Genomic DNA, 11,850 nt, shown 5'->3' with positions numbered 1-11,850 from the left:
CTTCCACCTCTGACCCCATCACCTGTACTCCGAAAGCCTGCGGCCGATGCCGAGCACGGCGCCCGCCGCGGCGAGGACCGCGAGCACGGCGGCGCCGACCGGCAGACCCGTCATGGCACCTCTGCCGTCCTTGGCGGCCTGCTTGAACTCACGCTGTTCGTGCGCCAGGGCGCGGTCCAGGGCGGCGTCCACATTGTCGAAGCACTCGCCCGTCGGCTTGACGTCCTCGTCGTTCTTGTCGCCTATGACCTTGTCGAGCGCGCCCTGATAGTCGCCGGAGTCGTCGCTGGAACGGGCCTCCTTGTGGCGGTCCTGCCAGACGCCCACGTTCTTCACGGCCTCGTCCACCGGAAGCCCGCCGGCGTCGTCGTCGGCCAGGTCGGCCGCCTTGCCGAGCAGTCCGCTCTCGGCGTCGCCGAGCTGCTTCATCTGCGCGCGGTAGGAGACGTCGAACTTGTCCTTGGTCTCGCCGCCCACCTCGGTGGTCTCCGCACCGCGGCTGACCAGCGTCAGGTTCTCGTTGCCCCGCGCCTTCAGGGAGCTGATGCGGGCGTCGTTGAGGACGTTCAGGGACCGCACGCCGTCGTCGTACGACTCGTTCAGCCCCGAGCGGGCGAAGGTGTGACCGGCGACGAGCCAGAGCAGTACGACCGTGGTGGCGGCGGTCGCGGCGAGCAGGCCGTGGTTGAAGACCCGGTTCGTACGGCGGTAGTTGCGGCGCTGCGCCCAGGCGAGGGCGGCGAGCGCCAGGACGCCGAGGGCGATGGCGAACCAGGGGTACGGCTTGGCCTTGCCGTAGTCCGAGCTCAGCCTTTCGTTCTCCGCCTTGTAGAGCTTCTCGGCGGCCGGGAGCATCTGCGTCTGCATCTTGTCGTTGGCGTAGCGCAGATAGGCGCCGCCGAGCGGCAGGCCCTGGCGGTTGTTCGCGCGGGCGCGCTCGATCAGGCCCGTGTACTGGGGCAGCAGCTTGTTCAGCTTGCCGACGGCGGTGGCCGACGAGGAGTCCGAGCCCGCGTTCGACGCGGCCGTCGCGAGCTTCTGCGAGGCCCGCTCGATGTCGCGCTCGTACCGGTCGCGGACGGTCGCCGGTTCCTGGCCCCCCGCCAGGAAGCCGCTGGACGCCGCGGTGTTGGCGTCCGCCAACGAGCGGTAGATGGCCGCGGCGTCGGCGCTCAGCGGCTGGCTGCGGTGCAGTACGTCGTCCGCGGCGGCCGAGCGGTCCGTCATCTGCCAGGTGGTGACCGCGCCGAACGCGACGACGAGCAGGGCCAGGACGGCGCCGATGATCCGCAGCCTGCCCGGCTCCGTGGTCGCGGCGGCGCGCAGCCGGTCCGTGCCCTCGGCCCAGGCGGTGCGGCGCGGGCCGGTCGCGGTCGGCTGGGCGGGCTGCCGCTGGGCCTGCGGCGGGACGGCGGGCATCGTCGGCGCGGGCTGCCCCGGGGCGTGCCCAGGAGGCATGGGCGGCACGGGCGGACCCGGCGGCACCGCGCTGCCGTTCGGCGGATATGTCACCTGGACCTCGACCTCCCCCTTGGTCATCTGGTCATCGGACGGTTGCTTCCGCCCGACGCGCACGGCGCGGGAAGAAGTGCACGGCCGCAAGTATTGCCGCAGGCACTGACATCCGCACAGGTCTTGCCCCGATCTTGTGCGGATCCCCTGCCCTGGAACACGAGTTTGGCGGCACACCGGTTCCCGCCCGCGCGCACGGCGCGTGCGGGAACCGCCGTCAGCGCCGGTGCGCGCCGCCTTCGTAGTGCCCCCGCACCCGCGCGTGCACCCCGGTGGGCGCCCCCGCACGGTCCAGTCCCAGCAGCGCCGCGCCCAGCACCGGACGGGCGGCGACCACCCGCGGCTCCGCCTTCGGGGCGTGCTCGGCGAGCAGGGCGCGCACCCGGCCGTCCAGTTGGGGATGGCGCGCCGCGAGGACGCTGCCGCCGAGGAGGACCGGGGTCTCCTCGCCGAGCAGGTCCAGGCGGTCCAGGGCCACGGTGGCCATGGCGACGACCTCGTCGGCCATCCGGTCCACCAGGGAGCGGGCCACCGCGTCGCCCGCCGCCGCGACGGCGAAGAGCACCGGCGTCAGCTCGTGCCGCCGGACGGGAGCGATGCGCCCCAGGTGCAGCGCCTCGATCAGCGCGTACATGGACGGCAGTCCGAAGTGCGCGGGCAGCGCGACCCGCAGCGCGGTCGGCCCGCCGCGGCCGTCCTCGGCCCGTGCCGCGTGCCACAGCGCCTCCTCGGCGAGGCCGCCGCCCCCGCCCCAGTCGCCGGAGATCCGGCCGATCGCGGGGAAGCGGGCGGTACGCCCGTCCGGCAGCATGCCCACGCAGTTGATGCCCGCCCCGCACACCACGGCGACGCCCCGCGGCTCCGCGTCCTCCAGGAGCCCGGCGCGCAGCACGGCGAACGTGTCGTTGTGGACGTCGACGGACGTGCCCCAGCCGCGCCGCCGAAGCGCCTGGGCCAACTCCCGTTCCTCCACGGGCAGATCCGCGTTGGCGAGGCACGCGGACACATGGTCCACGCGGTCGACGCCCGCCTCGGCGAGCGCCCGCGTCACCGCGTCCGCGAGCACGTCCACCGCCGGCTCGACACCGACCTGGGGCGGCTGGAACCCGCCGCCGCGGGCCGCGCCGACGACCCGCCCGTCGGCCGCGACCACCGCGACGTCGGTCTTGCTGTTGCCCGCGTCGATCGCGAGCACGCTCGTGCCTACGCCCACGCCAGGTGCTCCCGGTTGTGCGCGATCAGGCGGTCGGTGAGCGCTTCCGCGTACGCGTACTGCCCGACCAGCGGATGGGCGAGCAGCGCCTTGAAGACGCGGTCGCGGCCGCTGTGCAGGGCCGCCTGGAGCGCCAGGTCCTCGTAGCCGGTGACGTGGGCGACGAGACCCGAGTACAGCGGGTCGAGTGCGGGCACGGCGAGCGGCTTGGCGCCCGTGCCGTCCACCGTGGCCTGCACCTCGATGACCGCGTCGTCGGGGAGGAACGGCAGCGTGCCGTTGTTGACGGTGTTCACCACCTGGTAGGGGCTGCCGCCGTTGCCGAGCAGCGACGCCGCCAGGTCCACGGCCGCCTCCGAGTAGAAGGCGCCGCCGCGCTTGGCGAGCAGCTCCGGCTTCTCGTCGAGCGTCGGGTCGCCGTACATCTTCAGCAACTCACGTTCCATCTCCGCCACTTCCGCGGCGCGCGACGGCTTGGTGCGCAGCTCCTCGACCACCGCGTCGTGCTGGTAGTAGTAGCGCAGGTAGTACGAGGGCACGACACCGAGCCGGTCGACGATCTCGCGCGGCATGTGCAGGTCCGCGGCGACCGCGTCGCCGTGCTCGGAGAGCAGCTTCGGCAGTACGTCGTCACCACCGGGACCCCCGATACGTACGCCCGTCTCCCAGGTGAGGTGATTGAGGCCCACGTGATCGAGGTGCACCTCGCCCGGCGCGACATCGAGCAGCTTCGCGAACTTCCGCTGGAAGCCGATCGCCACGTTGCACAGCCCGACGGCCTTGTGCCCGGCCTGGAGCAGGGCCCGTGTGACGATGCCCACCGGGTTGGTGAAGTCGATGATCCAGGCGTCCGGGTTGGTCCGGCGTACGCGCTCGGCGATGTCCAGGACGACGGGCACCGTGCGCAGCGCCTTCGCGAGGCCGCCCGCGCCGGTCGTCTCCTGGCCGACGCAGCCGCACTCCAGCGGCCACGTCTCGTCCTGGTTGCGGGCCGCCTGCCCGCCGACGCGCAGTTGCAGAAGCACCGCGTCGGCGTCGGCGACGCCCGCGTCCACGTCGGACGTGGTGACGATGCGGCCGGGGTGCCCCTGCTTGGCGAAGATGCGCCGCGCGAGGCCGCCCACCAGCTCCAGACGATCGGCGGCCGGGTCGACGAGAACGAGTTCCTCGATCGGCAGGGTGTCCCTCAGACGAGCGAATCCGTCGATGAGTTCGGGTGTGTAGGTCGACCCTCCGCCGACCACTGCGAGCTTCATTGCGTGTCTCAGCCCTTTACTCCGGTGAGGGTGACGCCTTCGACGAAGGCCTTCTGTGCGAAGAAGAAGACGGCGATGACCGGCGCCATGACGAGCAGCGTCGCGGCCATGGTCAGGTTCCAGTTGACGCTGTGGGCGCTCTTGAAGGATTCGAGGCCGTACGACAGTGTCCACGCGCCGGGGTTCTGGGCCGCGTAGATCTGCGGCCCGAAGTAGTCGTTCCAGCAGTAGAAGAACTGGAAGAGCGCGATGGCGGCGATGCCCGGCTTGGCCATCGGTACGACGATCTTGACGAGCGTACGGAACTCACCGCAGCCGTCGACCTTCGCCGACTCGATGTACTCCTTGGGAATGGTGAGGAGGAACTGCCTAAGGAGGAAGATCGAGTACGCGTCGCCGAACGCCATCGGGATGATCAGCGGCCACAGCGTGCCCGACAGATGCAGTTGCTGCGCCCACACCAGGTACATCGGGATCACGATGACCTGCGGCGGCAGCATCATCGTCGAGATGACGAGCATCATCGCGGTGCGCCGGCCCCGGAAGCGGAACTTCGCGAGCGCGTACGCCACGGGTATCGCCGAGCAGACCGTGAGCAGCGTGCCCAGACCCGCGTACAGCAGGGAGTTGCGCCACCACTCCAGGAAGCCCGGTGTGTCGAACACCGTCCTGTAGTTGGACCAGTGCCAGGAGTCGGGCCACAGGTCGCCGCTCATCGCCTGGGAGTCGCTCATCACCGACGTCAGGAAGACGAAGACGAACGGCAGTACGAAGAGCAGCGCGACCGCGATGGCCACACTGTGTACGGCGATCCAGTGCAGGATCCGCTTGCGGCGGGCGCGGGCGGCGGCGGGGCCCCGGAGCGGGGCGGTGCGTTCGGGTGCGGCCGGCGCGCTGAGAGCGGTAGTCGTCATGAGTCCTCGGTCCTCAGTTCTCGGTTCTCAGTCGTCCGCCGCGAGCAGCCCGGAGCGCTTGCGCATCAGGAGCGTCGTCACGGCCATGGCGATGGCGAAGAGCACGAGCGAGAGCACGCACGCCGCACCGGTGTTGAAGTTCTGGAAGCCCATCGAGTAGACGAGCTGGGGGACCGTGAGGGTCGAGTGCTCCGGGTAGCCGGGCTGGATCACCGAACCGGGGCCGATGGAGACTCCGGAGGCGACCTTCCCCGCGACCAGGGCCTGCGTGTAGTACTGCATGGTCTGCACGACGCCCGTGACCACCGCGAACATCACGATCGGCGTGATCGACGGCCAAGTGACGTACCGGAACCTGGCCCACGCCCCGGCGCCGTCCAGCTCGGCGGCCTCGTACTGCTCCTTCGGCACGTCGAGCAGCGCGGCCATGAAGATCACCATCAGGTCGCCGATGCCCCACAGGGAGAGCAGCACCAGGGAGGGCTTGGCCCAGTCGGGATCGTTGAACCAGTTGGGCGCGGAGACGCCGACCGCGCCCAGGATCTCGTTGACCGGCCCCGACCCCGGATTCAGCAGGAAGACGAACGCGACGGTGGCGGCGACCGGCGGAGCGAGATACGGAAGGTAGAAGGCGGTGCGGAAGAACCCGGCCCCCGTCTTGATCTTCGTGATGAGCAGTCCGAGCGAGAGCCCGAAGACCACCCGGAGCGCCACCATGATCACGACCAGCCACAGGGTGTTCCACAGGGCGGGCCCGAACAGTGGCATCTGTTCGAACACGTACTTCCAGTTCCGCAGGCCCACGAAGGTGGGCTCCTTGATCTGGTTGTAGTGCATGAACGAGAAGTAGACGGTCGCGATCAGCGGATACGCGAAGAAGACGCTGAAACCGACCAGCCAGGGGGAGAGGAAACCGAGGGTGCGCAGTCTGCGGCGCGCCGGGTTGGAGAGGGAAAGTGCCATGACTCGGGGGCTCCTCAGCTCTTCGACTGGAGCGTGTCGGCGTCGATCTGGTCGTCGAGTCTCCGCAGGCCCCTGCGTAGATCGGGGACGCGCCCGGCCTCGACCGAGTACGCGAAGTCCATCAGCGAGACGACGTACGCGCCGCCGTTCGTGGAGGGCGGCAGGGCCTCGCTGTGCTTGTTCTCCAAGATGTCGAAGAAGGCGCGGAAGGTCGGATCGGCGTCCAGGCGCGGCGACTTGAGGGCCGCGTACGTGGACGGCACGTTGTGGATGGCGTTGGCGAAGTCCACGACCTGGTCGGTGTCCGTGGTCAGGAACCTCACCAGCTCCCACGCGGCGTTCTGGTGCTTGCTGCTGTGCGCGATGCCGGCCACCGTGCCGGTGATGAAGCCGCGCCCGTACGTGTCCGCCTGGTCGTCGGGGACGGGCAGCGGCGCGACCCCCCAGTCGAACTCCGCCTTGGCGTCCTTGAGCATGAGCCCGCGCCACTCGCCGTCCAGATGCATGGCCAGCTTTCCGGTGAGGAAGCCGTTCTGGCCGGACATCTCATCGCCGAAGGTGAGCCGGAACTTCTCCAGGTCGTCGAAGCCGCCCTGCGCGTCGGCGAGGCGCCGCGCGGTCTTCAGGAACTTGTACGTCACCGGCTCCTCGGCGAGCCTCGACCTGCCGTCCGCGTCGAAGTACGTGGGCCCCCACTGCGCGAAGAGCCGGTCCGGGCTGTTCTGGTACAGCCGGAAGTTGGGCATGTACCCGACCCGCTTGTACGAGTCCTTGCCGCTGCGCACGGTCAGCTTCTTGGCGTCCCGTTCGAACTCGGACATGGTCCGGGGCGGGCGCTTGATGCCCGCCTCCTCGAAGGCGTCCTTGTTGTAGTACATGCCGAAGGCGTCGGCGAGAAGGGGAAGGGCGCACTGATTGCCCTCATAACTGGTGTAGTCGAGAAGCGTCTTCGGGAAGACCTTCCCCTTGTCCACGCCCGTCTTCTTCATGAACGGGTCGAGGTCGACCCACATCCCTGAATCGCAGTACTGCCCGACGTTGTTGGTGGTGAACGACGACACCACGTCCGGGGCCTTGTCGCCACCGGCGCGCAGGGCCTGGTTGACGGTGGCGTCGGTGACGTTCCCCGTCGACTCCACCTTGATGTGGGGGTGCAGCTCCTCGAACCGCTCGATGCTGTCGTCGACGGCCTTGACCTCGCCGGGCGTGGCCCAGCCGTGCCAGAACTTCAGCGTGACCGGCTTGCTGGGGTCATCGTTCGCGCTGCCGACGCTCGGGTTGGCGCAGCCGGAGAGCAACAGACCGGCTGCGGCGAGCGCCGCGGACGCGCAGGTGGGCATGCGCCATCGCGGCATGGCGGACTTCCTTTACGGGGGAGGGGAGGCGGAGACGGCTGGGGGGAGTGGGTGGCTCAGGCCGTGTCGAAGATTTGGTCGCGGGCCTGGGTGAGGGCGGAGCGGAGGGCACCGGTGACGATCGGATCACCGTCGAGTTCGCTGATGCGGACCTGCGGGCGGGGCAGCGCGAGCCCGGTCAGCTCCTCCTCGACGCGCAGGCGCAGCTTGTCGCCGCCCGCCTGGGCCACCGAGCCGGACAGCACAACGAGCTCGGGGTCGACGACGGCGACGACCGCGGCGATGCCGGTGGCGAGGCGGCGGGCGACCTCGCCGAGGACGGCGTCGTCGGCGAGGGCTTCCGTCAGCGTCGCGTCGGGGCCCGCGAGCGCGCGGACGACCGGCGCGGAGACCTGGCTCTGGAATCCGCCGCCCCCGTCGGGCCCACAGGTCGCCTCGGGTCCGCCCCTGGCCAGCGGGGCGCCCGGCAGCGGCATGTAGCCGATCTCGCCCGCGCCGCCGGTGGCGCCGCGCAGCAGGGTGCCGCCGAGCACGATGGCGGCGCCGACTCCCTCGTCGAGCCAGGTCAGTACGTAATTGTCGTGATCCTGGGCGGCGCCTTCGTACTGCTCGGCGACCGCGGCCAGATTGACGTCGTTCTCGATCACGACCGGCGTGCCGAGCACCGCGGCGAGGTCGTCGCGCAGGGTGCGGGAGTGCCAGCCCGGCAGGTGCGGGGCATAGCGCAGCTGGCCGGTGTGCGGGTCGATGGCACCGGGGGTGCCGATGACGGCGGCCCGCAGGTCGTCGTGGCCGAGGCCCGCGTGGCGCAGCGCCCCGTCGACGGCCTCCGTGACCAGCTGGGCGGTGCGGTGGCGTACGTCCTCGGCGGCGCGCCCGTCGGAGTCCGCCTCCACGCGCTCCCGGCCGAGGACGGTGCCGGTGATGTCGGCGACGAGCGCGGTGATGCCGGTCGGGTCGGCGGACAGCGCGGCGACGTGTCCGGCGCCGGGGTCGATCTCGTACAGCAGGGCGTTCGGCCCCGGGCGCCCGCTGAGGCTGCCGCTCGTGCGCACGAGGCCGGCCGCTTCGAGCCGCCCGAGGAGCTGGGAGGTGGTGGGCTTGGAGAGGCCGGTCAGCTCGCCGATGCGGGTGCGGGTGAGGGGGCCGTGGGCGACGAGGAGATCCAGTACGGCGCGGTCGTTCATGGCGCGCAGGACGCGGGGGGTACCGGGGGTACCCGGGGGTGCCGGGGTGCTCCCTGCTGCTGCCATCACGGCACCTGCCCTTCGCCCGCGTCGCCCGTCGGCCGCTTAACTGTTAGGAAACTTTCCAATTCGTGAGGACCGTAAGGCTGGCGTGAATGGGCCGTCAATAGCGAACGCCCCCGCGGCAACCAAGTCGTTACCTGTGGGGGCGGGACGTTGCACGGGGTGCTGCGCGGGTCGAGGCGCGGTGCCCTATTCCTCCGTGTCCTCCGTGTCCTCCACGAGGAACGCCGTGTCGAGCTTCGGATAGGGCGCGGGGAGCGGCAGCGGGCGGCCCAGCTCGACCTCGACCTTGGTGGCGTAGTGGGCCTCGGCCGGATCGTCCTCCTGGGCCGGGTCGGAGTACGCGAACGCCTTGCCCTGCTGGCGGTGGAGCAGCACGTAGAGAGGGATTCCCGCGGCGGCGTAGCTGCGGTACTTCGGTCCGGTGTCGATCTCGTGGTTGCTGGAGGTGACCTCGCCGACGACGGCGAGCAGCTCGATGGGGTACCAGCCCCTATGAGCCTTGCGGTACGACTCGTCGAGCTCGCTGGGCCTGCGGCGGCGCACGTAGAAGTCGGGGATCACCAGAGCGGTGGTGCGGCCGCCCCTCGGGCCGATGCGGTAGGCGTTGCCGAAGCCGGCCAGGTGGATGCCCGCGGAGCGAAGCTGGAAGTAGACCTCCGCTGCCTCGTGGTTGTGCTCGTCGTCGGGCTGTGGTGGCACGATGCCCATCCCCTCGAAGTACTCGGGACGAATCGGCACCTGGGATGCCTCTTCGAACGCGATCAGTAGATCGATGGGGTCCTGCTGCGGCAGCGTGCTCGGCTCGCTGATGGGATCGGCGCTCATCGCTGGTCCTCCCTGTCGCTGATGCCGGGCTACGCCCGTTCCGGGTGCCCCAACGGGAGCATGGGCGGCGCCTTCCTCGCGGACCGGGAAGATCGGGAACCGTTCACCCGAACGGCTGCGCGGAACCGTTCCGGCGCCGGGCTGGGCGCGGGGCGGGGTCTGCGGCCACGCGGTGCCGTTGATGGTGGGCGGCCCCTCGGCAACCGTCCACCACCAACCGGGCTCAGTGCAGCGACGCAGTGAAGTGTGCCCAGGCTGCGGGGCTCAGGCGGAGTATCGGGGCGTCGGGGTGCGGGTCTTTGGAGTCGCGTATGGCGACGGTTTCGGGCACGTTGGCGGCTACTTCGACGCATTCGTAGTTGGCCGTGCTGTAGCTGGACTTCGTAAAGATGAACTCGGGCATGGGTCACATTTCCTTGCGCAGGCTGTCGATAAGGGTGGTGGAGTCGCGCGGGGCCAGGCTGAGGCGAGCGGTGCGGTCGAAGCGGTCGCTGTACGTGCGGCACTCTGCCTCGTTCTCGACCCAGGCCATGCCCGACACGGTGTCCGACTGGACTACGTCGAGGGCCTCGGCCTCTTCGAAAGAGACGATGCTGAAGGGACCTGCGATGCACGGGTGCGCGCCCGCCCGAAAGGGCAGTACTTGCAGGTGTACATTCGGCAACTCGGTGAGTTCCAGCAAGCGTTCGAGCTGGGCACGCATCACTTCGACGCCCCCGATCTGTTGGCGCAGTGCTGCTTCCCAGATCACCGCGTACAGCTGGAGGGCCTGCTCGGCGAAGAGTCGTTGCTGACGCTTCTGCTTGACCTCGACCCCGTGTTCAATGTCGTCCGGGGTGTCCCAAAAGCCTTCGCTCACGCCGAGTGAGCGGGTGTACTCGGGCGTTTGGAGCAGGCCCGGAACCAATGAGGGCTGCCAGTTGCGGATGTAGGTCGCGGCTTGCTCCATGGCGATGTATTCGGGCATCCCACCAGGAGTGGGCGTGTGGCGCCACCACCCCTTGGCCCTACGCCTTTCGCGGTCCAGCTTCGCCAACTCCAGCAAGCGGGCGGCGGCCTTGCGGTCCTCCAGCCCATAAAACTCGCACAGCACGCGGATGTCGGGGTCACGCATCGGGACCCATCCCCGCTCCATCTTCACGATCTTCGTGCCCGTGGCGTTGATGGACTCGGCGGCCTGTTGTTGCGTCTTCCCCGCGGCGTTGCGCAGGCGCAGTAGCTCGCCACCGAGCCTGCGTCCCAGAACAGTTGATGCGCGGGCGCCGGTCTGCTGAGTGGATCGCGTCACGGTCACAGTGTGTCCCCGCCGGCATGGCAAGTCGACACTGTTCACCCTTTGGGGAAGAACTTCCCCGATTGGATTGCCCTTATGACGAACTCGTCACTACCTTCCGTACTCAACCGCTGACTCAGCGGCCCTGGCGCCAGGAGGTGCGCCCAACCATGGCCGAACCAGCCCGCTCAGACCCGGCGCCCCAGCCGCCCCTCCTCCACGAGGACCGTCTCGACTACCCCGCCCAGCCCCGCAGCGTCACCCTCGCCCGCCGCAGGACCGCCCGCCTCGTCGCCGAGTGGGGGCTCCCCGGGCGCGCCGGTGACGCCGCGTTGGTCCTCTCCGAGTTGATGACCAACGCGCTGCTCCACGGCAGCCTCCGCGAGCGGCTGATCCGCGTACGGGTCGGGCTCAGCGTGGGCGCCCTCCGCGTCGAGGTGACCGATCCGCGGGGCGAGCGGCTGCCGAGTCCGCGCCCGGCGGTGGGGGAGGACCAGTTCGGGCGGGGGCTGCTGCTGGTGGGGGCGCTGGCCGATCGGTGGGGGTGGGAGCCGAGGGTCGTCGGGAAGGTGGTGTACGCCGAGTGGGATCTCGCCGTCACCGAGAAGGCGGGACGCGAATGGCGCTAACGCCCCGCCCCGAGCTCACGCTCCCGGCGCTCCGCCAGGCCGTGGCCACGGTGGTTCCGTCCCGGCTCCCCGAGTTCTTCGAGGACCTGCAGCAGGCCTTCGTACGGGCAGGGGACGAGGACAGCGTCGTACCGATCCGGATGTTCTACCGGCAGTGGGGCGTGGTCGTCGAGATCGAACGGCACCCCGAGACGGCCCGCCGTCTGCGCGCCGCCGAGGCGGCCATCGACAGTGCGGATCCGGCGGAGCGGGACCGGGCGATCCGCGAGGCCGGAGACATCGTGCGCGCGGCGCATCGAGAGGTAACCGGTGGCTGACTGGCACTGGGAGGAGTTTCGGGAAGATCTCCTCGACGGGCTGACCGACGAGGCGCGGGGCGAAGTCGAGCGGCTGGCGAATGAGATCGCGGTCCGTGAGTCCATGGTCTTTCTGGAGGGCGCCGCCTACCTGTGCGCGGCCAGCGGATCGTGGTCGTTCAGGTGAGCTGGTTCGGCTGACAGGCGGTGAGCGGCTGCGGTCGGATTATTACGTCGGTGGGGGCGCCCGGAAGACTTCTCCGGGCAAGGACCGTACGCGGTCGAAGGACCGCCAGGTGTCCGCGTCGCGTTTGACGGCATGACGGCTGTGCTCGGCGTCGTCGAGGGGCCAGCCGTCGAG

Annotated in this window: 13 protein-coding genes; 3 read left to right on the top strand and 10 right to left on the bottom strand. The window is 70.1% G+C overall.

Annotated features, from left to right (window positions below):
• Positions 1-18: 18 nt before the first annotated feature.
• From ACWDVB_RS34455 to ACWDVB_RS34410, 10 genes are all read right to left on the bottom strand, one after another.
• On the bottom strand, positions 19-1,539 hold the full coding sequence (locus ACWDVB_RS34455; protein WP_451518053.1) for a hypothetical protein: 1,521 nt from the start codon (positions 1,537-1,539) through the stop codon (positions 19-21).
• Positions 1,540-1,729: 190 nt separating this feature from the next.
• A complete protein-coding gene (locus ACWDVB_RS34450; RefSeq protein ID WP_451518052.1) occupies positions 1,730-2,725 on the bottom strand; it encodes an N-acetylglucosamine kinase in 996 nt (331 codons plus the stop codon).
• On the bottom strand, positions 2,716-3,981 hold the full coding sequence (locus ACWDVB_RS34445) for a 6-phospho-beta-glucosidase (protein ID WP_451518051.1): 1,266 nt from the start codon (positions 3,979-3,981) through the stop codon (positions 2,716-2,718). Before ACWDVB_RS34445 ends, ACWDVB_RS34450 begins: the two co-directional genes overlap by 10 nt.
• Positions 3,982-3,989: 8 nt before the next feature.
• The gene (locus ACWDVB_RS34440) at positions 3,990-4,895 is read right to left on the bottom strand and encodes a carbohydrate ABC transporter permease (protein ID WP_451518050.1); all 906 of its coding nucleotides are present in this window, start codon (positions 4,893-4,895) and stop codon (positions 3,990-3,992) included.
• Between the two features lie 27 nt (positions 4,896-4,922).
• Positions 4,923-5,858: a carbohydrate ABC transporter permease gene (locus ACWDVB_RS34435; RefSeq protein ID WP_451518049.1), complete on the bottom strand. Its 936-nt coding sequence runs from the start codon at positions 5,856-5,858 to the stop codon at positions 4,923-4,925.
• 14 nt (positions 5,859-5,872) lie between these two features.
• On the bottom strand, positions 5,873-7,213 hold the full coding sequence (locus tag ACWDVB_RS34430) for an ABC transporter substrate-binding protein (protein WP_451518048.1): 1,341 nt from the start codon (positions 7,211-7,213) through the stop codon (positions 5,873-5,875).
• Between the two features lie 56 nt (positions 7,214-7,269).
• On the bottom strand, positions 7,270-8,466 hold the full coding sequence (locus tag ACWDVB_RS34425) for an ROK family transcriptional regulator (RefSeq protein WP_451518047.1): 1,197 nt from the start codon (positions 8,464-8,466) through the stop codon (positions 7,270-7,272).
• Positions 8,467-8,652: 186 nt separating this feature from the next.
• Positions 8,653-9,291, bottom strand: a complete 639-nt coding sequence (locus ACWDVB_RS34420; protein ID WP_451518046.1) for a Uma2 family endonuclease — start codon at positions 9,289-9,291, stop codon at positions 8,653-8,655.
• A 223-nt stretch (positions 9,292-9,514) separates the two neighbouring features.
• Positions 9,515-9,694, bottom strand: coding sequence for a DUF397 domain-containing protein (locus ACWDVB_RS34415; protein WP_451518045.1), 180 nt, complete (start codon positions 9,692-9,694; stop codon positions 9,515-9,517).
• A gap of 3 nt (positions 9,695-9,697) precedes the next feature.
• Positions 9,698-10,579: a helix-turn-helix domain-containing protein gene (locus ACWDVB_RS34410; RefSeq protein WP_451518044.1), complete on the bottom strand. Its 882-nt coding sequence runs from the start codon at positions 10,577-10,579 to the stop codon at positions 9,698-9,700.
• A 155-nt stretch (positions 10,580-10,734) separates the two neighbouring features.
• Between ACWDVB_RS34410 and ACWDVB_RS34405 the strand changes: the two genes are divergently transcribed.
• From ACWDVB_RS34405 to ACWDVB_RS34395, 3 genes are read left to right on the top strand one after another with little or no spacing between them, the layout of a single operon-like run.
• Positions 10,735-11,193, top strand: a complete 459-nt coding sequence (locus ACWDVB_RS34405) for an ATP-binding protein (RefSeq protein WP_451518043.1) — start codon at positions 10,735-10,737, stop codon at positions 11,191-11,193.
• Positions 11,184-11,510 (top strand): hypothetical protein, encoded by a 327-nt coding sequence (locus ACWDVB_RS34400; protein WP_451518042.1) that lies wholly within the window; start codon positions 11,184-11,186, stop codon positions 11,508-11,510. The genes ACWDVB_RS34405 and ACWDVB_RS34400 overlap by 10 nt, the downstream gene beginning before the upstream one ends.
• Entirely contained in the window at positions 11,503-11,676 is a 174-nt protein-coding gene (locus tag ACWDVB_RS34395) for a hypothetical protein (protein WP_451518041.1), read from the top strand. The genes ACWDVB_RS34400 and ACWDVB_RS34395 overlap by 8 nt, the downstream gene beginning before the upstream one ends.
• Positions 11,677-11,850: the final 174 nt, after the last annotated feature.

This window comes from Streptomyces sp. NPDC003379 (assembly GCF_053589195.1).
This window is presented reverse-complemented; position numbering and strand designations above follow the sequence as displayed.